The sequence below is a fragment of the Actinomadura oligospora ATCC 43269 genome, from assembly GCF_000518265.1.
Classification (GTDB): Bacteria; Actinomycetota; Actinomycetes; order Streptosporangiales; family Streptosporangiaceae; genus Spirillospora; species Spirillospora oligospora.
In genome coordinates, this window is the sequence record NZ_JADG01000003.1 from 924,433 (window position 1) to 950,065 (window position 25,633).

General features: G+C 70.3%; 28 protein-coding genes. 18 read left to right on the forward strand and 10 right to left on the reverse strand.

Translation table 11 applies throughout. The annotated features are described in order from the left end of the window. Positions 1–27: 27 nt before the first annotated feature. The 9 genes from P696_RS0103655 to P696_RS58670 all read left to right on the forward strand — a co-directional run bounded on the left by P696_RS0103655 (position 28) and on the right by P696_RS58670 (position 9,228). On the forward strand, positions 28–828 hold the full coding sequence (locus P696_RS0103655; protein WP_026411261.1) for a DUF6202 family protein: 801 nt from the start codon (positions 28–30) through the stop codon (positions 826–828). A gap of 4 nt (positions 829–832) precedes the next feature. Next, the gene (locus tag P696_RS52000; RefSeq protein WP_051466728.1) at positions 833–1,960 is read left to right on the forward strand and encodes a DUF6421 family protein; all 1,128 of its coding nucleotides are present in this window, start codon (positions 833–835) and stop codon (positions 1,958–1,960) included. Continuing rightward, positions 1,961–2,887: a PhzF family phenazine biosynthesis protein gene (locus P696_RS0103665; protein ID WP_026411262.1), complete on the forward strand. Its 927-nt coding sequence runs from the start codon at positions 1,961–1,963 to the stop codon at positions 2,885–2,887. Next, positions 2,887–3,888: a proline racemase family protein gene (locus P696_RS0103670; protein ID WP_026411263.1), complete on the forward strand. Its 1,002-nt coding sequence runs from the start codon at positions 2,887–2,889 to the stop codon at positions 3,886–3,888. Before P696_RS0103665 ends, P696_RS0103670 begins: the two co-directional genes overlap by 1 nt. Positions 3,889–3,980: 92 nt before the next feature. Then, the gene (locus P696_RS0103675) at positions 3,981–4,862 is read left to right on the forward strand and encodes an aspartyl/asparaginyl beta-hydroxylase domain-containing protein (RefSeq protein ID WP_026411264.1); all 882 of its coding nucleotides are present in this window, start codon (positions 3,981–3,983) and stop codon (positions 4,860–4,862) included. 22 nt (positions 4,863–4,884) lie between these two features. After that, positions 4,885–5,124, forward strand: a complete 240-nt coding sequence (locus P696_RS0103680) for a phosphopantetheine-binding protein (protein ID WP_026411265.1) — start codon at positions 4,885–4,887, stop codon at positions 5,122–5,124. Beyond that, positions 5,121–7,034 (forward strand): hypothetical protein, encoded by a 1,914-nt coding sequence (locus P696_RS0103685; protein WP_026411266.1) that lies wholly within the window; start codon positions 5,121–5,123, stop codon positions 7,032–7,034. Before P696_RS0103680 ends, P696_RS0103685 begins: the two co-directional genes overlap by 4 nt. Then, positions 7,031–8,518, forward strand: coding sequence for an AMP-binding protein (locus P696_RS43065; protein ID WP_051466730.1), 1,488 nt, complete (start codon positions 7,031–7,033; stop codon positions 8,516–8,518). The genes P696_RS0103685 and P696_RS43065 overlap by 4 nt, the downstream gene beginning before the upstream one ends. Next, positions 8,515–9,228: a helix-turn-helix transcriptional regulator gene (locus P696_RS58670; protein ID WP_026411267.1), complete on the forward strand. Its 714-nt coding sequence runs from the start codon at positions 8,515–8,517 to the stop codon at positions 9,226–9,228. Before P696_RS43065 ends, P696_RS58670 begins: the two co-directional genes overlap by 4 nt. Here P696_RS58670 and P696_RS0103700 read toward each other — a convergent pair. Further along, on the reverse strand, positions 9,138–10,367 hold the full coding sequence (locus P696_RS0103700) for an MFS transporter (protein WP_026411268.1): 1,230 nt from the start codon (positions 10,365–10,367) through the stop codon (positions 9,138–9,140). The genes P696_RS58670 and P696_RS0103700 overlap by 91 nt on opposite strands. A gap of 160 nt (positions 10,368–10,527) precedes the next feature. Between P696_RS0103700 and P696_RS43075 the strand changes: the two genes are divergently transcribed. Then, positions 10,528–11,754 (forward strand): ATP-grasp domain-containing protein, encoded by a 1,227-nt coding sequence (locus P696_RS43075; RefSeq protein WP_157429495.1) that lies wholly within the window; start codon positions 10,528–10,530, stop codon positions 11,752–11,754. Between the two features lie 213 nt (positions 11,755–11,967). On the opposite strand, the gene P696_RS0103710 is transcribed toward P696_RS43075, so the two are convergent. The 4 genes from P696_RS0103710 to P696_RS43080 form a co-directional block, all read right to left on the reverse strand. After that, positions 11,968–12,654, reverse strand: coding sequence for a hypothetical protein (locus P696_RS0103710; RefSeq protein ID WP_157429496.1), 687 nt, complete (start codon positions 12,652–12,654; stop codon positions 11,968–11,970). Positions 12,655–13,096: 442 nt separating this feature from the next. Further along, a complete protein-coding gene (locus tag P696_RS0103720; RefSeq protein WP_211245595.1) occupies positions 13,097–13,600 on the reverse strand; it encodes an NUDIX hydrolase in 504 nt (167 codons plus the stop codon). Positions 13,601–14,016: 416 nt separating this feature from the next. After that, positions 14,017–14,718 (reverse strand): Tn3 family transposase, encoded by a 702-nt coding sequence (locus tag P696_RS0103725; protein WP_026411271.1) that lies wholly within the window; start codon positions 14,716–14,718, stop codon positions 14,017–14,019. A gap of 213 nt (positions 14,719–14,931) precedes the next feature. Further along, positions 14,932–16,413, reverse strand: coding sequence for an MFS transporter (locus tag P696_RS43080; RefSeq protein WP_245627484.1), 1,482 nt, complete (start codon positions 16,411–16,413; stop codon positions 14,932–14,934). Between the two features lie 93 nt (positions 16,414–16,506). On the opposite strand from P696_RS43080, the gene P696_RS0103735 reads away from it, so the two are divergent. The 3 genes from P696_RS0103735 (at position 16,507) to P696_RS0103745 (ending at position 18,652) form a co-directional block, all read left to right on the forward strand. After that, complete coding sequence (locus P696_RS0103735; protein WP_026411272.1) at positions 16,507–16,851, forward strand: ArsR/SmtB family transcription factor; 345 nt, start codon at positions 16,507–16,509, stop codon at positions 16,849–16,851. Positions 16,852–16,990: 139 nt separating this feature from the next. Beyond that, positions 16,991–17,128 carry a hypothetical protein gene (locus P696_RS55645; RefSeq protein ID WP_157429497.1) on the forward strand — a complete coding sequence of 46 codons (138 nt, stop codon included), beginning with the start codon at positions 16,991–16,993 and terminating at the stop codon, positions 17,126–17,128. A gap of 414 nt (positions 17,129–17,542) precedes the next feature. Then, the gene (locus P696_RS0103745; RefSeq protein WP_051466735.1) at positions 17,543–18,652 is read left to right on the forward strand and encodes a serine hydrolase domain-containing protein; all 1,110 of its coding nucleotides are present in this window, start codon (positions 17,543–17,545) and stop codon (positions 18,650–18,652) included. Positions 18,653–18,843: 191 nt separating this feature from the next. On the opposite strand, the gene P696_RS0103750 is transcribed toward P696_RS0103745, so the two are convergent. Further along, complete coding sequence (locus P696_RS0103750; protein ID WP_157429498.1) at positions 18,844–19,041, reverse strand: hypothetical protein; 198 nt, start codon at positions 19,039–19,041, stop codon at positions 18,844–18,846. Between the two features lie 125 nt (positions 19,042–19,166). Between P696_RS0103750 and P696_RS52010 the strand changes: the two genes are divergently transcribed. Continuing rightward, positions 19,167–19,493: a DUF4190 domain-containing protein gene (locus P696_RS52010; RefSeq protein ID WP_084336721.1), complete on the forward strand. Its 327-nt coding sequence runs from the start codon at positions 19,167–19,169 to the stop codon at positions 19,491–19,493. A gap of 168 nt (positions 19,494–19,661) precedes the next feature. Here P696_RS52010 and P696_RS59175 read toward each other — a convergent pair whose 3' ends face one another. Next, positions 19,662–20,069 (reverse strand): DUF7677 family protein, encoded by a 408-nt coding sequence (locus P696_RS59175; protein WP_425394120.1) that lies wholly within the window; start codon positions 20,067–20,069, stop codon positions 19,662–19,664. Positions 20,070–20,135: 66 nt separating this feature from the next. Between P696_RS59175 and P696_RS0103765 the strand changes: the two genes are divergently transcribed. Together P696_RS0103765 and P696_RS52015 are read left to right on the forward strand one after the other, a co-directional pair. Then, positions 20,136–20,768, forward strand: coding sequence for an RDD family protein (locus P696_RS0103765; protein ID WP_084336725.1), 633 nt, complete (start codon positions 20,136–20,138; stop codon positions 20,766–20,768). Further along, positions 20,737–21,819 carry a hypothetical protein gene (locus tag P696_RS52015; RefSeq protein ID WP_051466738.1) on the forward strand — a complete coding sequence of 361 codons (1,083 nt, stop codon included), beginning with the start codon at positions 20,737–20,739 and terminating at the stop codon, positions 21,817–21,819. Before P696_RS0103765 ends, P696_RS52015 begins: the two co-directional genes overlap by 32 nt. Here P696_RS52015 and P696_RS0103775 read toward each other — a convergent pair. After that, positions 21,800–22,984: a WD40 repeat domain-containing protein gene (locus tag P696_RS0103775; protein ID WP_026411277.1), complete on the reverse strand. Its 1,185-nt coding sequence runs from the start codon at positions 22,982–22,984 to the stop codon at positions 21,800–21,802. The genes P696_RS52015 and P696_RS0103775 overlap by 20 nt on opposite strands. 265 nt (positions 22,985–23,249) lie before the next feature. On the opposite strand from P696_RS0103775, the gene P696_RS52020 reads away from it, so the two are divergent. Further along, a complete protein-coding gene (locus P696_RS52020; RefSeq protein ID WP_051466740.1) occupies positions 23,250–24,011 on the forward strand; it encodes a metalloregulator ArsR/SmtB family transcription factor in 762 nt (253 codons plus the stop codon). Then, a complete protein-coding gene (locus tag P696_RS0103785; RefSeq protein WP_026411278.1) occupies positions 24,008–24,508 on the forward strand; it encodes a pyridoxamine 5'-phosphate oxidase family protein in 501 nt (166 codons plus the stop codon). Before P696_RS52020 ends, P696_RS0103785 begins: the two co-directional genes overlap by 4 nt. A gap of 157 nt (positions 24,509–24,665) precedes the next feature. Here the strand turns inward: P696_RS0103785 and P696_RS43100 are convergent, their stop codons facing one another. Both P696_RS43100 and P696_RS0103795 read right to left on the reverse strand, forming a co-directional pair. After that, positions 24,666–25,151, reverse strand: coding sequence for an ATP-binding protein (locus tag P696_RS43100; RefSeq protein ID WP_034482805.1), 486 nt, complete (start codon positions 25,149–25,151; stop codon positions 24,666–24,668). Then, positions 25,151–25,405: a hypothetical protein gene (locus P696_RS0103795; RefSeq protein ID WP_157429499.1), complete on the reverse strand. Its 255-nt coding sequence runs from the start codon at positions 25,403–25,405 to the stop codon at positions 25,151–25,153. Before P696_RS0103795 ends, P696_RS43100 begins: the two co-directional genes overlap by 1 nt. Positions 25,406–25,633: the final 228 nt, after the last annotated feature.

Genomic DNA, 25,633 nt, shown 5'->3' on the forward strand with positions numbered 1-25,633 from the left:
ATGTAACATTGCACACAGGAGATCGTGATGGGGCTACGCGACGCGGTGGAGGTCGTGGAGTCGCTTGACGACCGGGTCGTCCGGCTGATCGCGGAGGCGGGGCTGACCCGGCCGGGCAACCGGTTCCTCGCGCGGGCGCGGGCGATCGACGGCGTGGCGCCGGATGCGGCGCTGGCGGTGGCCCGGCAGTGGCGGGAGATGACCAGGGCGTTCATGTTCACCACGATCGCAGGACTGGGCTTGATGGCCCGGGACTTCGAGGCGGCGGACGACCCCGGCCGGGAGGTGCTGGGAGCGTTCCGGACCGCGTTCACGGTCATCGGGGACGACCTGGCGAACCTCGCGCCCGAGTTCGCCGGAACCGCGCCCGCGGGGGTGTCCGGGATCCACTACCTGTGGTGGGCCGACTCGATCGTGACGCCCCTGGAGGAGGTCGCCGGCGACGTCCCGCCGAGGATGCCCGCCGCAGTGGCAGAGCTGGTGGCGGAGATGCGGCGGATGGCGGGCGAGCGGCTGGGTGCGGCCGTCCAGCTCCGGGTGGTCGAGGCGATCGCGCTCGACATCGCAGTCGCGTTCCGGCGGATGTACGCGAAGGTCCTGGTGGACGGGCGGCAGGTGTTCCCCACACCGGCGTCGCTGGCCTGGATCGACGCGCACATCAGGGCCGAGACCGGGCACGCCGCGTCGGTCAGCGACGGCGAGACCGGCATGACCGCCGTCGCCGCGACCGAGGCCGAGCGGGCGGAGTTCCTCCGGCTCGCCACGGGCTATGCCGAGGCGTGGGCGCGGGCACTGGACGAGTTCGCCGACCAGCTCACGGAGCGGTGAGCGTATGGGCGTCGAACGAGCTGTCCCAGTCGAGCGAGCCGTTCGGGAGGTCGACGCACTGCGCGGTACCCTGCCCGCGCGCCAGGAGTTCCGTGACGAGCGGTTCCTGAAGAACCTGGCCGGTACGCTGCTGTCGTCTGCGGAACTGCGTGGCAGGCCCGCCGTCCAGGCGTTCGCCGACGACGCCATGGCGTTCGCCGGGGACCCGCGCCTTGTCCAGACCAAGCTGCACGTCAACCGCCGGGTGGACAACGAGATCTTCTCGCTGTTCGACGCGTCCTACTTTCCCACGCTGTCGCTCGACCTCCTCACCTACCGGACGCTGCCCACCGACGACCGGCTCGCCGAGCGGTACGCCAGCCCGACGATGCCGGTGGCGATCGAACACCGTTCTGCCGGGTTCGCCGCGCGTCCGGTGGTGGCGCTGTTCCCGGAGAACCACATCGACGGGCGGCAGGAGAGCGACGACCTGATCTTCTACTTCATCGACAAGTTCGTGGAACGGCACCTGCGGCTGACCCGTCCGCTGATGGACGCGGTGCTTGCCAGGGACGCCCTCGCCCAGGTGCGCGCGGCTGGGCCGGACGACGTCGAACGCGCCTCCGCCTGGTGGGTGCGGCTGCACGAGTACCACCACCGGCAGGGCGACATGCCGATCCCGCAGTACCTGCCGGTGAAGAAGTACAAGCCGCTCGCCGGGCTGGAGGAGCTACGGGCGGACGTGTCGTCGATGCTGGTCTGCCTGCACGACGACGGGCTGCCCGAACAGGACGCGCTGCTCGCCTACGAGTACGTCCTCGCCGAACGCCTGCTGCGGTACGCCGTGGAAGGGGTGCCGCGCCCCAACTACGACGCGATCTCGTCGCAGCTGCTGTTCGGCTACCTGGTCGAAGCCGGGGGGATCCGGCTGCGGGACGGGACCATCCACCTGGCGCCCGAGCTGCCCGCCGTGCTGGCCGCGTTCCTGGCCGAGGTCCAGGCGATCGAGCGCCACATCCACACCGAGCCCGCCGACCAGGTCAAGCAGCGGTTGCTGGAGTTCACCAACCGGTACACCGACTTCGACCCCCGCACGCGGGAGTACCGGCACATCCCCTACTTCGCCGAGATCAAGCAGAGGCTGGGAGTCTAGGTGGTCGAAATTCCGCTCTACCAGGTGGACGCGTTCACCGACCGCGTCATGCGCGGGAACCCGGCGGCGGTGTGCCCGCTCCCGAGCTGGCTGCCAGACGGCCTGATGCAGGCCATCGCGTGGGAGAACAATCTTCCCGAGACCGCGTTCATCGTCGGCGGCGACGGCCGCTACGACCTGCGCTGGTTCACCCCGGCCACCGAGGTGGACCTGTGCGGGCACGCCACGCTGGCCGCCGCGTACGTGGTCCTCACCCATCTCGAAGAGGGCCGGAACGAGGTCGTGTTCCGCTCCGCCGGCGGGCCGCTGGCGGTGACGCGGTCCGGGGACCTGCTGAGCCTGACCTTCCCCGCGCTGCCGTACGACAAGGCCGTCCCGCCGGAGAACCTGCTCCGCGGCCTGGGCCCGGTGCCGCCGGCCGAGGTGTACCGGTCCATGGACTACATCGCGGTCTACGAGACCGAGCAGCAACTGCGCGCGATCGTTCCCGACCAGCGTCTGCTCGGCACGCTCGACCTGCGCGGCGTGGTCGTCACCGCGCCCGCGGACGACACCACGCCCTGGGACCTCACCGCGGCCGGGGCCGACTCGGCGTCCGGGGACGTCACCATGCCGGGAGCCGGCACTGGGCCCGCGGCCGGGATCGACTTCTGCTCGCGGTTCTTCGGCCCGAAGCTGGCCATCCCGGAGGACCCGATCACCGGGTCGGCGCACTGCGCGCTCGTGCCCTACTGGGCCGGACGGCTGGACCGGACCCGGCTGCGGGCCCGCCAGCTCTCGCCGCGCCTCGGCGAGACCCAGGCCATTGACCTCGACTGCGCGCTGGTCGGCGACCGCGTCCGGATGTCCGGCGGCGCGCGGCAGTACCTGGCCGGAACGATCCGGCTGACCCCCGACGACCTTCGCCACCACGACCGGAGCAACTGATGCGCACCAGCCGCGTTTTCCACGCCGTCGACTCCCACACCGAGGGCATGCCCACCCGCGTGATCACCGGGGGAATCGGAGTGATCCCCGGCGCGACGATGGCCGAGCGCCGCGTCCACTTCCGCGACAACCTGGACCACCTGCGCACGCTGCTGGTCACCGAGCCGCGCGGGCACGCGTCGATGAGCGGGGCGATCCTGCAACCGCCGACGCGTCCCGACGCGGACTGGGCGGTGCTGTTCATCGAGGTCTCCGGCTACCTGCCGATGTGCGGGCACGGCACGATCGGGGTGGCGACCGTGCTGGTCGAGACCGGCATGGTGGAGGTCCGGGAGCCCGTCACCACGATCCGACTCGAGACCCCGGCGGGCCTCGTGACGGTGGATGTGCAGGTGCGGGACGGGGTGGCAAAGGGCGTCACGCTCCGCAACGTCCCGGCGTTCTCCGACCGGCTGGACGCCGTCGTCGAGGTTCCGGGCTTCGGCGAGATCCGCTACGACCTGGCCTATGGCGGCAACTTCTACGCCATCGCCTGGCTGGACGACTACAAGCTGCCGTTCGACCGGTCCGCCAAGAACGAGATCATCGCCGCGGGCCTGGCGACGATGGGCGCGATCAACGAGGCCGACGAGCCCGTCCACCCCGAGGACGAACGGATCCGCGGCGTCAAGCACGTGTACCTGGCCGCGCCCGGGTCGGACGCCCGGCACTCCCGGCACGCGATGGCCATCCACCCCGGCTGGTTCGATCGCTCGCCGTGCGGCACCGGGACCAGCGCGCGGATGGCCCAACTGCACGCACGGGGCGAGCTGGAGATCGGCGCGGACTTCGTCAACGAGTCCTTCATCGGCTCGACCTTCACCGGACGCCTGGTCGAACGGACGACCGTGGCCGGTCGCGAGGCCGTCGTCCCGACCGTCACCGGACGGGCCTGGATCACCGGCACCGCGCAGTACTTCCTGGCCCCGGACGACCCGTTCCCCGCGGGCTTCGAACTCTGAACCGCCCGTCCCCCGAACCGGCTGGAACCCCGAACGACCGGACCTGCGCCCGAGCACAGCCGCCCCGACCCGAGAAGGGCTGACGCCGACCCATGACCTCCCGCATCCTCGGCCGCGTCGCGCTGGACGACGAACGCCTGAGCAAGGACCTGGACCGCCTGGAACTGATGCCGATCCCGCGCGAGCCGTACCAGGTCTTCACCACGGGCAAGTGGCTGAACCTGAACCTGTGGAACGCCACCGGCGACCACACCGACGGCTTCTGGTACGGGCACGAGCAGCGCGCGGGACGGCCGACCGCGCTGCTCGACGAGCTCCCCTACCTGAAGCGGCTGGTGACCTCAACCTTCAACACCGACCTGCTGACCATGGTCCGCGGCCGGAACGTCAGCGAGTTCTCGATCATCCCGCACCGGGACTTCATCGAGGCGGGCCCGGCCGACCGGTTCTTCCGCGTCCTGCTGTTCCTGGAGGACAACGAGCACGCCGTCAACTCCGACGAACACCGGGTGTTCCGCATGCGCAAGGGCGAGGTGTGGTTCCTGGACGCGGCCCTGGTGCACGCGGGAATGAACATGTCGCCCCGCAGCCGCTGGTCGCTCTGCCTGGACTTCAAGGCGGGGCCCGGATTCGCCGCGGGCGACGTCTTCGCCTCGCCGGACGACCACCGGCCGGATCTCGCGCCGCTGCTCGTCGAGCGCGCCCCGGCCGCGCTGGGACTGCCCGAACGGCTGCTGGCGCTGAGCGAGATCGTCTCCCGGCACAACATCAAGGACATAGCGTTCATGCTCGGCCGCGTGCACTTCCAGCAGGAGTGGCCGGTCGCGGCGTCCTGGGACTGGCTGATCGACATCACCCGCGCCTCCGGCGACCCGAGCCTTCTCGGCGTCGCCGAGCGGGCCAGGCGGTACTTCGTGGAGTCCCGCGAGGTCGGCGAGGAGTTCTCGTTCTTTCCGGAGGCCGCGGGTGTCTGAGCCGCGGATACCCGAGCCGGGGATGCCTGAGCCGCCGCTCCACGAGCGGGTGGCGGAGGTCTGGCGGGAGGCGCTGCGGCTCGACCGGCTCGCCGAGGACGACGACTTCTTCGAGGCGGGCGGGCACTCGCTGCTGGCCATGCGGGTGGCCTCCCGGCTGCGTGACGAGCTGGACTGCGACCTGCCCCGCCGGGCGATCTTCGAGCACCGGACCGTCGCCGCACTGGCCGCCGAGATCGAGCGTCGCGGAGCCGGCGCATGACTGGGGCCGTCTTCCAGTCGATCGCCGGCCCGGCGGACTTCGGTGTCGCGGTCGAGCGGTTCCGCGCCGGGAGCGACAGCGCGATCCCGGTGTGGGTGGGCGAGCGTGCCGACCTGGCCGAGTCCGTGCGGCGGTCCGCGGGCCTGTACGACCGGCTGCGGCGGCCACCGGTCTGCGAGGTCGCGACGGTGCTCGGGGCGGACGCGATCCCGGTGGAGATCCTCGCCCTGGGGCGTCCGCTCGCCCATGACTGGACCGACACCCTGCCATCCTCCGGTGAGGGGCCGCTGCTCGTCGTGGCCCTCGACCGCGACCTGCGCATGGACCGGTTCGGCCGGACGCTGGTGGACGCGTATCTGGCCGGACGGGACGTCTTCCTGCTCACCGGCCGGGACGCGTACTCGCTGAGCTGGATGATCGCCAAGCAGTACGCGGCGGCCGCCCCGGTCGTCGCCGCCACCACGGCGCTGTTCACCGACCTGGACCAGGAACCGCTCCCCACCGGCGCGCGCTACGTGGACGCCCGCGCGATGGACGGCACCGACGTCCGCAACCTCACCCTGGACGAGACGTGGGGCCGGGTCCTGTTCAACGGGCACGGCACCGAGGACAGCATCAACCTCGGCCCGTTCACCGTGTGCGGACGCCACCCCGGCGTCCGGGACGAGCGTCCCGGTCCGCAGTGCGCCCACGGGTGCGGGTGTTTCCGGCCCGAGGAGAAACTGATCCCCGCGCATCTGGTCCGCGCCGCCGAGGTCGTGCTGAGCGGCTGCGACAGCGGGGCGCTGTCCGACCTGGCCACCTACGGGCCGGGCTATCGGCTGATGCTGAACGCCATCGACGGCGTGGCCCAGACCGTCGTCGCGGGCGTCGGGATGCACCAGTCGGCTCGCGTGGAGAACCGGGCCTGGCTCGCCGGGCGGGGCGGCAGTACCGCGCGCCTGCTGAACACCAGCCTGCGCGACCTGCACCCGTACCCGTCGTTCGTCCAGGTAGGACTCCCCGCGTCCACCTACCCCCCGCCCCCGCCCCCGGACTGCGGCGTGGACCGAGCCCCGGACGCGGGCCGGGATGTGGACGCGGGCCGGGATGTGGACGCGGGCCGGGACGCGCATCCGGTCGCGTCCACTGCCGACACGGTGTTTCGGGAACTCCTGCGCGAGGTGAGCTCCCGGAGCCGCGGCCTTCTCGCACCAGGATTCCTCACCGGGCGGCATCCTCTGCGGGAGCCGCTGACACGTCTGGAGACCATGGTGGACGACAAGGCCGTCCGGACTGTCCTAGGAACGGCCGAATCGCAGCGGCGGTTCCGGCAACAGCTCCAGAGCGGGCTGCACGATCTAGACCGGGCCATCGCGTCGCGCATAGCGGGCGACCCCGAGGACGATCTCGCCGGCTTCCCCCGGTTCTTCGGCGACCGCAGCGACGTAGCGGACGCCGACGTCACGCGCACCGCCTGCCCGTGCGGACGCCTCGCCTGGCACTACCTGCGCCGTGGTCTCACCTCCCGCGTTCCTGACACCCTGGCGCGGGTCTGCCTGAGCTGCGGACCGATCGGCTACGCCTTCGCCGGAGCCGCGCGGTTCACCGGGACGGTCACCGAGCCCGCGACGGTCCCGGCAGGCGGGACCTTCCGGGTCGAGGCGGAGTTCATGGCCGACGCGGCGGGACCGATCCACGTCGGGCTGTTCGTCCCCGCGCCGCTGCGCGCCCGGATCGCCCCGGCCGTCCGGCGGGTGCGGCCTCGAAACGACGGGCACGGGACCGCGGTGTTCGAGATCGTCGTGCATCCCGCCGCGCCCCCGCAGGAGCACCACTACACCGTGTTCGCGGTCCAGAACCTGGGGATCTCGCTGCTGCGCTGGCCGTTCGCCGTGCAACCGCGGCCCGGTGAGGAGACGCCGAAATGACCGATCTCATCCACCAGGCGGTCGCCGCGCGCGCCGCCGCCGACCCCGGCCGTACCGCGCTCGTCCACGCGGACGAGACCGTCGACTACGCGACGCTGGACGCCGCCGCCGACCGTTTCGCGGCCGCCTTCGCCGCCGCCGGGATCGGCTCCGGCAGCCTGGTCCCGGTCGTCCTGCCCAGGACGCCGCGGCTGGTGGCTGTCCAGCTGGCGCTGCTGAAATGCGGCGCGGCCTATTCGGTCCTCGATCCGCTCTGGCCCCGTGACCGGCTGGCCGGGCTGGTCGCCCGGCTGTCCGCGCCGTTCGCGGTCGCCGACTCAACGAGGTATCCCTTCGCGGTCCGCCTCGTCGCGGAGACGACCCTGAAGGAGGCCGCCCGGGACGCTCCGGCCTTCCGCGCTCCCGAGGTCACCGGTGCGTCCCCGGCGATGGTGTTCTTCACCTCCGGGACAACGGGCCGTCCCAAGGGCGTGGTGTCTCCGCACCGGGCGACGATGCGGCTGTTCCAGGGGCCGGCGCGGCCGGACCTGGTGATGCCGCAGGTCGCGCCCGCGTCGTGGGACATGTACGCGCTGGAGGTCTGGGGGACGCTGACGGCGGGCGGGATGTGCGTGATTCCTGATGACCGCCACTTCCCGCCCGAGACGCTGCGCGAGTTCGTCGCCCGGCACGGGGTGAACGCGGCGCATCTGGCCTGCTCGCTGTTCAACCTGTTCGTGGACGTTGATCTCGATGCGTTCACCGGCCTGCGCGAGGTGATGATCAGCGGCGAGCGCGTCTCGGCCGCCCACGCCCGCCGGTTCGTCACCCGCTATCCCGACGTTCCGCTGGTCAACTGCTATGGACCGGTGGAGAGCTGCATGTTCGTGACGTCCCACCGCATCGCTGCGGCCGACACCGACCGTCCGGACGGCGTCCCGCTCGGCACTGCGGTGCCGCGGACCGGCGTGCTCGTGCTGTCCGGAGAGCGCGAGTGCGCGCCCGGCGAGGAGGGGGAGATCTGCCTCGCGGGGGACGGCCTGGCCGTCGAGTACCTCGGCGACCCCGAACTGACGGCCGACCGCTTCCGCACCGTGCGGGTCGGGGGCGAGCCGGTCCGCGTCTACCGGACGGGCGATCTGGGCTATCTCGACCGCGATGGGCTGCTGCGTTTCCGGGGCCGCCGGGACACACAGGTCAAGATCCGCGGATACCGCGTCGAACTGGGCGAGGTGGAGGGCGCGGCGCGGGCACTGCCCGGCGTCCTCGACTGCGCGGCCGTCCCGGTTCGCGAACCCGGCGGCGGCTACGAGAGCCTCGTCCTCCTCTACACCGCGCAGGGCGGACGCTCCGGCGGTGATCCGCTGGAGGTGCGCGCCGCCCTGGCCCGGCGGCTGCCGGACTACCTCGTCCCCGCCCGCGCGCGCCTCGTCGGCGGCCTGCCGCTCACCGAGAACGGCAAGCTGGACCGCCTCGCGCTTGCGGATGCCCACGCCCTCCGGTGACCGGGTTGCGCGTGACGGTCGTCAGCGACGACCTGCTGTTGGGCCGGGGCATGACGGCCGTGCTGGACGGGTTGCCCATCGTGGCGGCGGTCCGGCTCGTCGGCACGGCGGAGGCCGCAGAGGCACGCGGGGACGACGCGGTCGTGGTCATCCCCGCCGCCGGCTCGGGGCGGGCCGCCGTCCCGCACGCGGCGCGGATGCTCATCCTGCTGGACGACCCGTCCGCCGCCACCGCCGAACCAGCACGCCCCTCCGCCCCCGACGAAACCCCACGGCCCTCCGCCGCCGACGGGCCACCACCGCGGCCCGACACCGCCGACGGGAGGCACGATATCGACGACGGGGCACCGCGGCCCGACGCCGTCCTGCCGGTGCGCGGCCTGCGAGCGGACGTGCTGGAGGCCACGCTGCGCAGACTGTGCCCGCGGCCGGCCCCGTCCGAAACGCTCCTGTCGGAGCGTGAGCGGGAGACCCTCGGCCACCTCGCGGACGGCCTGACCAACCGGCAGATCGCCCGTCGCATGGGCATCTCCGAGCATGGCGTCAAGCGGCACATCGCCATGATCATGGCCCGGCTCGGCTGCGCGAACCGGACCTCGGCGGTCACCACCGCCATCCGCTACGGGATCATTGACGCGCGGCGCACGCCGGGCCGCCGGGCCGCCAGCAGCGCGCCGCCGTGCGCGGCGACCAGCACGGCCGTCCCGTAGAGCAGCCATCCCCACACGCCCAGCGCGACCACCCCGGCCATCGCCGGAGGACCGGCGATGGCCGCTCCCGCCCGGTTCAGCTCGAACGCCGACAGGTACTCGTTCGTGCGGTCGCGCGGCGCGAGCTCGTAGGAGAGCGTCCAGAACGACGGCGACTCCAGCAGTTCGCCGACCGTCAGCACCACCGCCGCCAGCGCCAGGACCGCCACCACGACGAGCCGTGGCGCGCCCGTCGCGGTGCAGGCGATCAGCGCCGCCGCTCCCGTGAGGGCCAGGGCGCTCTGCCGCAGGCCGGCGATCGCCCGGGCCGAGGTTTGCACCCGCCGGGAGAACCCGTACTGGAAGAGGATCACCAGGACAGTGTTGACCGTCAACGCCAGCGGGGCCGTCCAGCCGGGCAGGTCCGGATGCGCCAGCACCCACAGCGGCAGCCCCACCGTGAGGACCAGCGTCGCGCTGCTGACCGTCGCCGCGCTACAGATCAACCCGAGGTACCGCAGGTCGGCCAGCACCGACCAATCGGTCCGGGCGGCGCGCGCCCCCGCCCGGGGGAGGCGCGCCGTCCAGACTGCTCCGACCAGGAAGGAGGCGGCGTTGGCCAGCAGGCCGACGCGAAGCGCGACGCCCGAGTCCGCGGCGACGGCCAACGCGCTCACCGCGCCGCCGAGCAGGTAGCCGATGTTGCGGAGCGCCCGGATCGCGCCGAGCGCCCCCGCCCGCTCGTCCTCGCCCAGGGTGGCGACCGTGAGCGACTGGTTGAGCCCGCCCGCCCCCGCCCGCGCCAGTCCCGCGAGCGCGCCGCCCGCCAGCAGCGCCGGGAATCCGGTAGCGAACGCGAGCGCGGCGAAGGCCGCCGTCTGGACCAGATGGGTGGCCACCACGAACCGGCGGACGCCGAACCGGCTCGCGAGCACGCCGTTGGGCACCGCCGCAACCAGTTCGCACACCCCCGCCACCGACAGCGCGAACGCCAGCCGTCCCGCCGACAGCCCCAACGTCTTGACCGCCAGGAACGGCAGCGTGATCCACGCCATCCCGGTTCCCCACGCGTCCACCAGGGACGTGGCCGCCAGGATCCGCACCGGCCCCTTGCCGGTCAGCGCATGCCACCATCCGACCGACGCGATCAGCGATCTCATGTCCTCGTACGGTACGAACCGTCCCCGGCTTTCGGAAGCGCGCTGCGCGCGACTTTCGGGGCGCCCGAACGGCTACTTGCCGGTCGTCCGGGAATCCCGGTTGGCTGGACGGTCGAAGTGCTGATCGAGACGAACGGGCGGCCCGCGCATGCCGAATATCGTGTCCGTCGAATGGATGATGGTCGGGATCTCCCAGATGGCCCGCGCCGCCGCAGAACGGGGCGCGCTCCTGCACCTGCTGGCCAAGAACCCCGCCCGCTACGCCCACGACATCGCCCACGGCGGGGCGGGCCCCGCCCTGGTCGTCCACGAGGTGGACACCGACGACCCGCAGGCGATCGACCGCGCGCTGAAAGCCGTCGGCCGGATCGACGGGCTCGTGACCGTGGACCTGTACGACATGCGCGTCCTCGACCACTTGGCGTCCCTTGGCCTCCCCGGCCAGGACCCCGAATCCGTCCGGCTGGTGCGCGACAAGGCCCGCCTGCGCGACCACCTACACCGGGCGGGCCTGTCGACCACCACCGGCATCCCGCTCACAGCAAGCTCCGGCTGGCGGGACGTCGCAGAACGACTCGGCGCGCCATTCCTGGTCAAACCCAACTCAGGGGCGGGGAGCGCGCACGTCCGCCTCATCCGCGACGCCAAGGACTTCGCCGCATTCCGGCGCGAGGCGCCACCGGCGGAGGAGTTCGTCGCCGAGATCTACCTCGTCGGGCCGCTGTTCAGCGTCGAGACCTTCACCTGGGATGGCCAGACCAGAACCCTCGGCATCGGCAGCCGGATCCTGTCGCCCGAACCCGCCTTCCGCGAAGAGGTGTACGCCTTCCCCACGGCACTCCCCGAACAAGACCGCGCCGAGATCGACACCTGGATCGGACAAATACTCGCTTCGGTCGGCTACACACGGGGATTCGCGCACACCGAGTTCATCGCGACCGGGCACGGCCCCGAGCTCGTGGAGATCAACCCACGCCTGCCCGGCGTGTCGATCGGCCGCGCGATCTCCGAAACCCTCGGCATCGACGTCTACGCCGCCACCGTGGACATGGCGCTCGACCACCGTCCCGCGATCATGGACGCCGAGCTCCGCCCGCGCGGCGGCGCCTCCGTCGTCTTCCTCTACCCGCCGACCCCCGGCGTCCTGCGGGACGTCACCGGCCTGGACGCCCTCGCCCGCCATCCCGGCTCCCCGTCCTACCACCCCCAGCTCGCGCCCGGCGACGTGATCCGGAGCATCGACGACCAGTACGGCATGGCCGGCTTCCTCACCACCTACGGCGCGACCGCCGAACTCGCCCTCCTCAACGGCATCTCGGCCGCAGGCCGACTCCAAGTCCTAGTGGAGCCCCTGCTGACGTTCGGGTTGGATGTCGCCGAGCGATAAGCGAGCAACCACGCCGGCTGCGACGTCACTGGACGACGAACCAGACGACCACTACGAGCCCGCATTCAGCGCCCGACCACGCGTGGCTCCAGGATCACTCGCCGATCAGCTGGACTGAACGGCCTCGCACTGCGGACAGTTGAACCGCTCCATCAGACCCGGAGCGGTTCAAAATGAGGGGATTTTCGAGAAAGGGAGCGACACGCCGGCCAATCAGCCCGTGGTGGCCACCACCGGGCTACTCGTGGCCGAATGATTGATGAGGGTGTAGTCCGAGGCCATGACGGTGACCTTGGCGCCCGGGTTGAAGCCGGTCGGGTCGACGGGATCGGAGTCACTGACCGGCAGGGTAACGGACGTGACGTCCCGCACCCCGTTGATCTTGTACGGCTTGCCATCGACGAAGAACCAGTACCAGAGCTCACCGGACACCTCGTCGGTGTGTGACGCCGTCCAGGTCAAAGTGACCTGGTCACCCCTGATGACCGCACTGACCATTTGGGGCGTCGGCGTCAGCGTCTTCGGAGGCGACGCCGTCATGCTGTTACTCAGCGGCGACAGGTTGCCCGTGCCGTCCTCGGCGGCGATGGCGTACGTCTCGGTGTCGGTCAGCCCATCGGCGGCGACGTTGAAGACCCATCGGTCCTCGGGATCCGTCTCCTCGGTGGTGACCCGTTTGGCGAGCCGCTTGTCGGCGAAGAGGACATAGTCCTTGACGCCGTCCGACGGCGAGGCCTTCCAGATCACGGACAAGTTGTCACCTTCTCTGGTGACGCTGGTCAGCGTGGGCGCGGCCAGCGTGGAGGCCGCAGTCTTCGGCGCGGTGCCGACCACCGTGGCCGTCTGACCCGGTTTGGACGCCGTCTGGGCTGATGCGTCGGCGCCCACACCCGGTGCCATGGCGACGAGGGCAGCTGCGGCAAGCGCGGTGCCCAGCCAGGCCGTACGACGCGCTCTCTGATGATGTGTCACGATTCCTCCGGAGTTGAACTTCTACGGAGTTACACTTCTGACAGCAGGGGTCGTAAATCGAATTCGCCGTCACCCTTGCCCCTGCACTGGCAGACCAAGGGGCTAGGCGTTAATGCGACTTCACCCTGGCATTCCGAATACTTGTCAATGAACGGCTAATAGTCAACTTTTCAAGGAAAAGTGGCCAGATGTTGTCTTCATTGAACCGTGCGGCCGAATTTTTCGTGATTCAGAATGCCCTCAGCGATCGCCCGGGGCCTGGGCGACGAGTATCGCCTGCTCGTCCATCCGTTCGTCGCCGGTGGGCCCGCGATGCTGGTGAGCTCGCATGTTCGGCTGTCGCGTATTCGCGAGGTCAACTCGGCATTGGTTACTGAGGGTTGTCGGTCGCGGTCGTCCAGCGAGGGTCGATGAGGCCCAGCCATGCGTCTTGATCGTCTGCCAGCGGCTGTTTGAGAGGTAGTGGCAGGAAGCGGCAGGCGAACGTCAGGCCGGCGTCGTCTCCATCCCCGCGGACGGTGTGGTGCCATGCGTTCGGCGTGGTCGCGGGCGCGTGAAGTTGGAAGTAGGTGGTTCGGCGCGGCTGGTGGGTGTCTGGATGGGGCTTGTCCTCCGAGGCGATGTGTCGGACCACCGAGGCGGTGAGCAGGCCGGTCTCTTCGGCGACCTCTCGCAAGACCGCTTGTTCCAGCTGCTCACCTGGCTGGATGCCGCCGGCGGGGATCTGGGTTCCGGCCTGGGGCATGCCGACGTGGTCGAAGACCAGGAGTTCGGGGACCGCGCGATGCCTGATCACGTAGGCGGCGACGCGGACTCTTGGTCGGGTCACCCCGGCATTGTCCATGTTGCTGTTGCGGAAGGCGCTGGAGGTCACGTGGTGTGGTCGCCGGGGGCGTAGCGGTTCCAGGTTCCTCCAGCTTCGGCGGCGATGCGGGTGGTGCACAACATGACCGGCGATCTCTCCCGGCAGAGCGCCGGCTGCGGCGGCGACGCAACGATTTTCGTCTCTGCCGACCTCGAATCCGTCGCCACCAGCTGAGACTGGCTTCGAAGAAATCCTGGCCGTCCTCCGAAGGAGAAGCCCGGCCATGACAGGAGATGGGAGAACTGCACGTGACCGCAAAACGACGACTGGCAACGCTCACCATGACCATCGGAGCCGCCGCCGCTGCGCTGGCGCTCCTCAGCGGCCCCCAGGCAACGGCCGCCTCCCCCGGCACCGCGGCCCCCGCCCCAGCCCATGCGGCCCACCCGAGCGGCATCGGCTGCTGCTAGTGCGGTCGGCGGTGGTCAGCGCTGTTCAATACCGTTCAGTAGGAGCCGGCCCGCGGTTCCAGGTGGACGGCGGTCGTGCAGGTTGGCGACCGGCACGGTGAACCGCAGCCCGTCGGCCGAGGCGATCTTCCCGCCGCGCCAGGTGTTGACGATGTCGATGTCGGCCTGTTCGGCGATCAGGCGCGTGTTGGCCGCCGAGATCGTCTCGGCGCGCAGGTGCCCCTGGTCGACCTGCTGGAGGCGGGCGCGGGTGAGGGCGGGGACGTTCGGCTTCTCGATCGGGACCAGGCCGACGTTGCACGCCTCGGCCACCAGCAGCCCGCACAGGCTGACCGCGAAATCCTCCATGCCTGTGTCGGCGCCGGAGATGTGGGTGAACTCGGCCGCCGGCTTGGTCGGGTCGAACACCTCCAGCAGCAGCTCGGGGAAGTCCACCCGCGGCAGCATCCCGTCGATCAGCGCGCGGAACTCGCCCATCAGCGGCGGCTCGGCCAGCGGCCCGAGCTTGTCCACCCGGAGCCGTCCGCCGACGAACTGCACTGCGGTGTTGGACCCGAGCCCGTCCAGGACTCGGGTGTAGGCGCCCTCCAGCGCGCTGGCGAGCTCAGCCAAGTGCCCGGCCGGTTCGACCTCCAACTCCAGCGCCTCCAGCAGCCGGGCGCGTGGGTTGCTCCACCGGTCGGCGCCGGCGGCGAACTCCACCGCGCCGGGCGGCACCGCCGGGGGGGTCCTCGGTCAGGAACACCCTCAACACGTCGCGGCCTGGGAGTCGGCCCGCTCAGGGCGTCGGCTGCCCGGAGACGAGGGCTGCGGGGCCTCGCGGCCCCTTTCTGCCATATGTCTGGGTAAGCCGCACAGGGCCACTTCGCTGCTCATCGTTCGGTCCCGAGTCTCGGGATCCCGTAGAGCACATCTCACGATGCGCGCTGTTCAGCGGCAGGCGACATGAGCCTCGCCTGGTGCGACCTCCTGAGGCGCCGCCGGGGCGGAGGCCGTGGGGCGGTTCCGCAGGCTGACCGTGACCAGGAGACCGGCGAGCATTCCGGCGGCGGTCAGCAGCACGACGAGGAACTCGCCGTCGGCGGTGGCGGCGCGCAGGGCGTCGCCGGTCCTGCCCTCGGTGCCGAGGTCGGCGATCACCGTGAAGACCGCCAGGCCGATCGCGTTGCCGATGTTGAGGGTCGTGGACGCGATGCCGTTGGCGACGCCCTGCTCATGCGCGGGAGTGCCGGTGGCGGACGTGATCCACATCGCCGTCCAGACGATGCCCTGCCCGACTCCGGAGACGATGAGGCCCGGCACGAGCAGCCCGTACCCGGCGTCCGCGTCGAAGCCGAACGCCAGCCCTGCCGTGCCGACCACGCCGATGACGAAGCCGATCAGGAGCGTCCCGCGGTTGCCGATGCGAGTGGCGAGTCGCTCTCCCGCCTGCGTGCCGGTGGCGATGGCGACGGACGGGATCAGGAACGCGAGCCCGGTCTGGAGCGCGCCGTAGCCGTGCACGGTCTGCATCAGCACGGTGAGGAAGTACGGCAGGACCCCGAACGTCGCCATGTAGACGAAGGTGACGCTCACGCCCACGGTGAGGCTGCGGTTGCGGAACAGCCGGAACGGCATCAGCGGGTCGGCACTTCGAGCCTCCACCACGGCGAACACCGTGAGCAGCACGACGGCCAACGCGAAGCCTCCGACCACGATCGGGTCGCCCCATCCGAGCTCCGGCCCTTCGACCAGGGCGAACACGAGCAGTGTGGAACCTCCGGTGACCGTGAGCGCGCCGGGCACGTCGAACCTGCGGCGCTCGCCCCGGGCGGCGTCACGCGGGATGACGAGGAGCGCGGCGACGGCCACAAGCCCGGCCAGCGGGACGTTGACGTAGAAGACGGCGGGCCAGCCGAAGTTCTCGGTCAGCACCCCGCCGAGCAGCGCGCCGATGGTGAGACCGCTGGCCCCGGCGCCGCCCCAGACGGCGAGCGCCCGGTTCCGCCTTGGCCCCTCCTCGAACAGGGTGTTGATCAGCGACAGGGTGGCGGGCAGGAGCAGCGCGCCACCGATGCCCTGCACGGCCCGCGCGGTGATGATCATCTCCGCGCTCGTGGCGAGCCCGCCCGCCAGCGAGGACGCGGCGTAGAGGGTCAGCGCCAGCACGAACATCCGACGCCGTCCGAGCAGGTCGGCAGCACGGCCTCCGAACAGCAGGAACCCTCCCGCGAAGACGACGTACGCGCTGACCACCAGCTGCTGGGTCTGGCCGGGGAAGCCGAGGTCGGAGCCGATCTCGGGGAGCGCCACGAACACGATGTTGAGGTCGAGCGCGTAGACCAGCTGGGCCAGTGCCAACAAGGCCAGGGGCAGTCCCAGCCTGAGCGCCGGGGAGCCCGGGGACGAGTGCGACATGTGAGAGCCCTTCATGGGTCCGGTGATAGTACGTATGTTTACGTACAGTCGGACTGTCGGGCAAGAGCAATCCCTCAGATTGTTCGAATGTCGCAGTACGATCGGACAATGACCTACCGCCACCCCGAACGCGCGCAGATCCGGGTCGTCGACGTCCTGTCGGCCCTGGGCAACCCTGTCCGGCTCGCCGCCGTCCGAGTGCTCGACGCGGGCGGCGAGCACAATTGCAGCAGCGTGCTGGAGGTCATCGGCGTGACGGCGAAGTCGACCATGACCCACCACTGGCGGGTGCTGCGGGAGAGCGGCGTCATCTGGCAGCAGCCGTCCGGCCGGGAGAACCTGGTCACCCTGCGCCGCGACGACCTCGACGCCCGCTACCCCGGACTACTCGACGCCGTCCTGACCGGCGCCCGCGAAGACGAGGCCCTCGAAACCGCGCCCACCCACCCCTGACCCGAGGCCCGCCCGCACAGCGCGAGGACACCAAGCTTCACAACCACCGGTTCACCACGGCAGCCACCCAACCCGGGACGCCCTCACCACCGGTGCACCCTTAGCGGCAGCCTGCGAAGCTCCCCCAGACTGGAGGGTCATGAAGGACGCCACGTGGCCCTGCGACGGCGCTCCCCGCCACCTGCGCGTCACCAACGCCGGGCACACGAAGTACGGCGCGACCTTCACCCTCTCGCACCGGCAGACCGTCGAGTACTGGGCGCAGTCCTACGGCTGAGCCGGCCACTGATCCGCCACGCGTCCGGCATCAGCGCCCGGCCGCGTGGCGGGTGCCCCCATATGCCCCGCATGCATGCTCCGGCAAGCGGTTCCGCATACGCCATGGCAGGACGAACCAGGATTGATCGGGCACGCTGCGGCCGAATAGTCCCAGCGCTCACGGTCCGTCTAGGGGGCCGGTAAGAACCGTGTCATGAGCCCCCAACAGCGTTGTTGGCGGATGGCGGGAGGTCCCGTCCGGCCGCGATAGTGCCGTTGGTCCTCGCGGCTGCCTGAGCAGGTGCTGTTGGTCGTCCCTCCTCGCGTCGGATCGTGGTCTACGACGCGAGGAGGAGCCAGCCCGATCAATTCGGGGACAACCCAGGGATACCCCTGATGTCGATCGCGGGGCGCCCTGCGACGCTCTGGGGACATGAGACTCAAAAGCATCGGACTCGCCGCCGCCGTCATCGCGTTCACCGCCATCACCACCACCGCCACGGCGGACGCCGCGGCCCGTGACGACGCCCTGCAGACGGCGCTCGACAACCTGGTCGCGACCGGCCAAGCCGGCGCGATCGCCGAGGTCAGACGGGACGGCACGACCTGGCGCGGCACCAGTGGCCGCGCCCGGCTGGATCGCCCGGCCCCGCCCCCGCTGAACGGCCGGTTCCGCGCGGGCAGCGTGACCAAACCGTTCACCGCGACCGTAGTGCTCCAACTCGTCGCCGAGGGCCGGGTCGGCCTGGACGACTCCGTCGAACACTGGCTGCCCGGCCTGATCGAGGGCGGCGCCGGCGACATCACCGTCCGGGAACTGCTGAACCACACCAGCGGCCTGCCCGACCCCGTCGGGGCACTGGTCGACGACGACGGACTGCCGCGCGACCGCTGGCGAACGTGGACGCTCACGGAACTGGCGCGGCTGTCGAACGCGCTGCCACGTGACCCGAACCCACCGGGCACGCACTACAGCTACTCCAACAACGACTACATCCTGCTCGGCATGATCATCGAGAAGGCCACCGGCCGGTCCTTCCGGACCGAGATCACCCGCCGCATCGTCGTCCCGCTCGGGCTGCGCGGCACCTTCCTGCCGGGCGCGAATCCGTGGCTGCCCGCCCCGCACGCCGACGGTTACGTGACAGTCCCGCGCGACGGCCGCGACGTCACGTACGACATGACCGTCCTCAACCCCACCATGGCAGGTTCCGCCGGGGAGATCGTCTCGACCACCGACGACCTGAACCGCTTCTTCGCCGCACTCCTCGGCGGCCGCCTGGTGCATCCGGACCTGCTCCACCAGATGACGGCCGGCGACAACGGCTTCGGCATCGAATCGACCACGCTGAGCTGCGGTGTCCGGATCCACGGCCACGGAGGCGGCATCCCCGGCTATCTCACGATCGCCTTCACTTCCACCGACGCCCGCCATCAGGTCGCGCTCTCGATCAACCGTTATCGCGCAACCGATCCGTCCCCCGCCGCCATGGCGTTTCTCAACGCGGCCTTTTGCCCCGGTGTTCACCGCCACTCAAGATGACGACGTAGCTGAGGTCGCCGGGCAATGAGGATGAGGACGGACGGGTAGGCCACCGAAGAGCGGTGTCCGCTTTCGTGTGCGACGACATCGTGCTTGACCGAGGTTTCGCCGTGCATCTGGGGCTTTCGGCGTATTCCCCGCCGCGACCTCAACTCATTCCCCTACACGTCGCGGCCGGACCAGCGGCCCGGCTACGGCCAGCACTCCATAGTGATGGGAGGCTTGTCGGGGCTGCGTATGACAAGGGTGCACCCCGAATCGGCGTCCTTCTGATTGAAGAGATCGCTGAGGCTGGGCGGGTTCGGATCGGCCTGGGCTGGGGCAGCAGCGAACAGGCCGGCGGCGATCAGTGCCGCCACGCCAGCGGCGAGCGAGGTCGCCTTGCGCATGATGATCCGAACCGGCGGCCTCGCCTCGCGTGAGAGGGCCGTGATCCCCGGCCATCTGAGAACCGGGAGGCCACTCCCGGTCACGATCCACGAGATCGAAAACTCCTGGCCTAGGCTCCAGCCTCGTGGAGCCCTCAGCGCCCTACCCGCCCGTACCGCCGCCCTTTCCCCCGTCGAAGGCGTCCAACGGACCGGCCACAGCCGCCCTGGTGCTCGGCATCCTGACCCTGGTGACCTGCGGCGCGACCGCGATCCCCGCACTGGTCTGTGGCCATCTCGGCACCGCTCGGGCCGCCCGGTCCGGGGTGGGGCGCGGACCCGCGCTGACCGGCATCGTCCTCGGCTGGCTGTGCACCGCACTCTGGCTGATCTTCTGGGGCTGGGCCCTGCTTCTCGGAGGCGGTGACACCCTAGCCAGCTTCATCAATGAGGGGTTCGGTCTCGGCGGCTGACCGACCGTGTCCTGGGCGGCAGGTGGCCTCTATCGCTCTGGCGTCCCTGCTGGTCACCTGCTCGCACCCAACCGAGCAAGAGGCGGGACACGGGGCGCCCTGTAGTCCCGCGATCACTGATCGCACGCTCGATCGACTGACCCGCCGCGAGGTCAACTAGTCGCGCTGTCAGTAGAGGTTGCGCTCCCAGGGCTCAAGGTCTGCTTCGCCGGGCGGAAGGTTTCCTGTGCAGTAGCGGTAGAGGTATGTGGCCGCACGTCGCTCTGCGTACTTTTCGTTGATTGGTTCACCGTGCTCGTCGAGTTCGAGGACGTTGGCGAAGATGGCGAAGCAGATCTCCATCTGGGACGGCGAGTCCCTCAACTCGTCCCAGTAGTTGATTCCGTCCAGCATGGGATGCCCGACCGAGCCGCGAGCGACCCATCCGGCGAAGCGGCGCAAGGCCCCTGATGCGCCATGACTGAGGCGAGACGACATGGATGAGAACGTATCGCTTGTGGGCTGTGGGTCCCGGCCTGCCCTGCAGGGGCCGCCGCGAGCGGGCGTCGCGGCGGGACCGGATCGAAGAGGCCGCATGCCCGGCGTGAAGAGCCGGGCGCGGCGGCCCCGACGGCCCGCTTGCGGGGCACCCTTGACCCTGTAATGAAACTGGCGGGCGGCGGACGGCGTGTGATCGCGTACGTCATCGACGTCCTCGTACTCTCGCTGCTCAACGGGGTCGTGGTGAGCGTCTTCTTCACCGAGCGGGCAGAAGGCGGTTACGACAGGACCGACATGGGCGTCTTGGCGGTCGTCCTCTACGTGGGTTACTGCTCGCTGTTCCTCGGGCTGTGGGGCCAGACACTCGGGAAGATGGCCATGGGCATCACCGTGATCGGCACGGACTTCGAGGACATCGGGATGGGGAGGGCCGCTTGGCGGGCCTTCTCCGGAATGATCCTGTCGATCGTCACCTTCGGAGTCGGCGGGCTGATCGATGCGACCTGGCTCCTGTGGGACCGCGACTACCAGACCCTTCACGACAAGCTGGCCGACAGGTGGGTCGTCCGCGTCAGCTACGGAGCACAGCGTCAGGACGAATCGGTCGACCCGTACGGTTCCGCCAATCCGAATGTGGAGGCCTGTAACCAGGTGCATCGGTGTTGGTGGGGACGGTGGCGAGCCCAGGACGATGATCACGTGAGCGTCCCGGTCGGAGGCTTCGTGGTTGGGGTGGGTTCGTGGGGCGTTACTGTCGCCAGGCATGACCGACATGCCGTCCTTCGCGTTGCTTGAGGATCTGCTCGGCTGCCGTACCGATGACCCTCGGCTGGCCGAGCTGCATCGGACGTACGGTCTCGGCACGCCCCCGACGTTCTCCGACAGGGACGGCATCGACGCCGAGGGCGTGGACGAATACGGGTGGTCGCTCGTCTACAAGGCGTCCGCGCGGATTCCCGGCAGTTACCCCTCGTTTCGGGTACGCGGCCGGGGCGACGTGCTCGGCTACCTCACACAGATCGACATCGTGGACGGCTACACGCTGCCACTGCGCGAAGGGGTCACCACCGCGCTGCCTGAGGCTGAGGCTCGCGCGCGTGCGTTGGAGAGCAGGGTTGCTGAGTACGGCAACGTCGTCCACGTCTTGGAACGCGACGAGCGGACCACGCTCGAAGCGCGCTACTACGCCGACGGGCGCTTCATCTGGTTCAGCCTCATGCTCAACGAGCTGGACGAGGACGATCCCGAACTGCTGCGTTCGGCGGAACGGGTTCGCGCCGCGCTCCCCGTCCGGACCATTCCGGACTGGCCGGAGCCGGATCCGGACGAGCCGCTCCCCCAGGCTCTGCAGGAGCTGTACGCCTACCAGGACGCGCCCGAATTCCCCGACATCGACATCGAGATGCTCGAACGCTTCGACTCGGGGTCGGCGACGGCGTGGACGAAGAATGCCGACGCCGAGCGCGAGTTCCGTGTGTTCGCCATCAACGGCAGCGGCTCACTGATCGCCTCCTGGCTCGTCCATGCGGATCGTCCGGTCGAGCAGCAGCCAGTCGTCCTGCTGGGCGACGAAGGCGACGTCGGCGCGGTGGCCACGGACCTCTGTGACCTGCTCTATCTGCTCGCCGCCGGGATCGGTCCCTTCGAAGCCGTCATGTTCGGCCTGGACGAGGACGCCGAGCCCCAGCTGGGCATCGCCCGCATGGCCGAGGCCCATTTCGGCCGCCGCGAAGGACGCACCGCTGAGGCCGTCCTCACCGATGCGGCGGCGGAGTACTCCGACGTCCAGGATCGTCTCGACACGCTCTGGAGCTCCCGCCCCAGCCTCAGGGTCGGAGGGAGTTGAGGAACCAGGCGTCGACGACACCGTCCTCGAGCCCGGACGCGACGAACACGCGACCGTCCGGCGTGAAGGAGCCCGCGACCAGACCGGCCTTCGAGGTCCAGCGGACCCGACCGTTCGCGCACTCCAACAGGACGGCGACCTCGTCGTCCGCGGCGAACACATGCGCGCCATGGAACGTCCAGCTCGCGCGGGCCGCGTAGGTGGCGACGGGAGTCGTCGCGTCCAGCCTGAGATCGGGATTGGTCGAACGGACGTGCGCGGCGCCCATCAACCTGTCGTGTTCCATTTCCATCAGGCAGGCCGTCGGGTGGTCATCCCCGACGGCGAGCAGGCCGGAGGTGTCGGGAGCGAACGCCAGCGCGTTGAGCGTGGTGAGCCTCGTTTCGAGGGTCGACAGCAGCTCGCCGGACACGGCCTCTCGCAGCGCGATCAGTCCGGAGCCGCAGCCGTGGGCGAGCAGTCGGCCGGTGCGGTCCAGCGCGACCGGCCCGAAGGCGTCATCGACATGCGACAGCACCGTGCCGGTGGCCGCGTCAGCGACGATCGCCGCTCCCGTCTCCGTGTTGCTGGCGGCGATGAGCTTGCCGTCACCGCTCTGAGCGACCCGTCCGGCGGCGAAGTCACCGCCGGAGGACTCACCTGTGACGAGCATGTGCCGACGTCGGCCGTCCACGCCGTAGACGGCCGGCCCCACCCCGATTCCCAGGTCCGCGAAACCCACCGTGACCCGCGAACCGTCAGGGCTGAACACGGCCTCGACGGCCGTGTCGTCCTCTTCGAGGGTCGCGATCAGCAGTTCGTCTTCGTGGGCACCGCCCGGGTCGGGCCTGAACAGCTGAACACGGCCGAGGTCGTTGTTGCCCGTGGCGCCCGAGGCGATCAGCAGGACGCTGAGGTCGTTGGGGCAGGCCACCGCGCTGATGACGAAGTCGCGGGCCCGGCTCAGCGGACGGTGGGTCGCGAGCACATGCCACGGCCGATGGTCACCGCGTTGCCGTTCGGCCCACCATCGGTCGGGCATAGGACGCATCCGCGCAGGCCACGCCCGCAACTTCGCCGCGACCGCGGCGACGGCGGGCTTGGCCAGCCCTTCGACGTGACGGCACACCTCGCTCCACGCCTCGTCGCTCGGCCAGGCTTCGAGGGCGGCGTCCAGGGAATTCATGGACGATCATGCTGCCACCCGAGCGTGACCCGGTCCGGGCCTTCGCGAAGATCCCGTGGGCGACTCGTCCCTGTCAGCGGCCAGGCGACCTGCACGCCAACCCGTGACCACCGGATCCTCTGGACGACGCTCGCACGCTGAACATGGCCGTGCCCCGGCCGAAGCCACCAGCCGCACCTGTCCACCGCGCTCGCGCCGGGACGGTCTTCATCCCCTGGGCGCTCCACGGGGTTTTTTGTTAACCAAAAGGTGTACTGTAAGCCTTATGGTGAACGATCCGTTCCGGGCCGTGGCCCATCCGATCCGCCGCGCCATGATCGAACGTCTTGGCGACGGTCCCGCGTCGGTCGGCGAGGTGACCTCGGACCTGGGCGTCTCCAAACCGGCGATCACCAAGCATCTGAAGATCCTCGAGGACGCCGGCGTCGTCGAGCGGCGGGTCGTCGGCCGCACACACCGGCTGGCGCTGAACCCGGCCGCGCTCATCGACGCGATCACCTGGGTCGACCGACAGCGCGCCCTCTGGGAGCGCATGTTCGACACCGTCGAGGAATACCTGGCCGACAAGGAGCAGACCACTGTGACCGATACCGTCGCACCGTCCGTCGTCCGCATCGAACGCACCTACCGGGCTTCCGCGGACGTCGTGTTCGACGCCTGGACCAACCCCGAAGTGATCAGGAAGTGGTGGCATCCCGGCCCCGACTGGGAGACCTCCGAAGCGCAGGTCGACCTGCGGGTCGGCGGACGGCTGCGGGTCGTCATGCTCGACACCGACGGCGTCGAGCACGCCGGCAGCGCCACCTACACCGCCGTCGAACGTCCGTCGCACCTGGCCTGGACGTGGCACGGCGAGGAGGACCAGGCTGGCACCGGATCCCGGTGCGACCTGGTCATCACCGAGCACGACGGCGTCACCCACGCCGTCCTCACCCACAGCGGCCTGCCCGACGAGCACGCGGCGGCCAGCCTCCGCCAGGGCTGGATCCTGTGCCTGGACAACCTCGACAAGGTGATCGCCCGATGACCGACCTGCTGACCCTGCCCCAAGGCGACGTCCGCCTGCTCCAGACCGACGTGGCCCAACGGTTGCTCCACTCCACCGAACTGGCCCGAGTCGCCTACGTCGCCAAGGACGGGACCCCTCGCAACTTCCCGATGCTGTTCCACTGGAACGGCACCGAGATCGTGTTCTCCACCTTCGGCGGCCTCAAGGTCAACGCCCTCAAGGAACGCCCCGACGTCGCCATCTCCATCGACGCCGCCTCCACTCCGCCTTCGGTCCTCCTCGTCCGGGGCAAGGCCGAGGTCACCCACGTCGACGGAATCGCCGAAGAGTACAAGGCCGCCCAGCGACGCTACGCGGGAGAAGAGCAGGGCGCCGCCAACGTCGCCGCGGTTGACCACCCCGGCGTCACGATGGTCCGCATCGCCGTCCGTCCGACCTGGGTGGGCGTCCTCGACTTCACCACCCGCTTCCCCGGCGGAACGACCCCCGACGAGTTCGCCCGCCGAGGCCAATGACCGACCCCTCGGAGCCCTCGGCCGGAACCCATCCGGCCGAGGGCTCCGGCCCGGGCACTCCCGCGACCGACCTGCTGGCCTGGACGACCCCGGCGCCCGGTGCCCGGACGCCTCTGGCCGCAGTTGCAGAAGCGTCCAGCAGCGGGCGGCTACGCGCTCAATCTCGCCCTTCCAAGTCCGCGCGGACGGCCACTTCGAACCAGACTCGCCACCTGCGCAGTTCGCCCTCGCGCACCAGCACTGAGCCGGAGCGGTCGGTCATCATGGCCACCAGGCCCAGCCCGCGCCCGGACTCGGCGCACAGGTCGGCGTCCTCGAACGCGTCCTCCTTGCAGGGCAGCATCGGGAAGCCCACGGCCCCGCCATCGTCGGTGATCTCCACGCGGACGGCGAGCGCCGCCGTGAACTCCGCCTCGTGGACCGTGTGCACCGCGACGTCCACCCCGCCGCCCTCCCTTCCGGACGCGGTATGCCGTGCGGCGTTCGTCACGAGTTCCGCCACCGCCAGATCCACCACGTCCAGATCCACCAGCAGAGCGCGAGCCGCCACCCACTCCTGCACTCGCGCCCGTACGGCCCGGACGTCCAGCCGCCCGTCATACTGCGGAGCCAAACGCCGCGACACCACCAGCCCCCAGGCCATCACCGCACAATCCCGGCGATCCGCGCCGCAGCCACCGCCGACTCGTCCGCCGCCGTCCAGCGCCCGAGCCAGGCGAACACCCACCTGTCCTGCGCGTCCCGCGTCACGGTCACCGGAAACCAGCGCCCCGACATCGGCGCTTCCACCATCAGCACCGGCTCCCCCGACGACGGCGACACCAGACGCGCCGACACCTTGAAATGCCGCAGGTCAGCCAGCAAACCCGCCAGCAACCCAATCCGCTCCAGCGTCATCGCGGGAACCGTCGTGGCTCCCCGAAACGTCTCCGCCGATGCCCGGGGCACCACGTCCGATAGGTTGTGCATTGGTCCGACTCCTTCCAGTCGGTCAAGGCCCCGGCACTGGTGTAGCCGCACCGTTGTGCCGGGGCCGTCTGCGTTCGCGCCGCTCCCGACGCGATGCCGCCGCGTTCTCAGACCGCAGGTCAGCGGCAGCGCACTCTCGCGTGCTTTCACCAGATC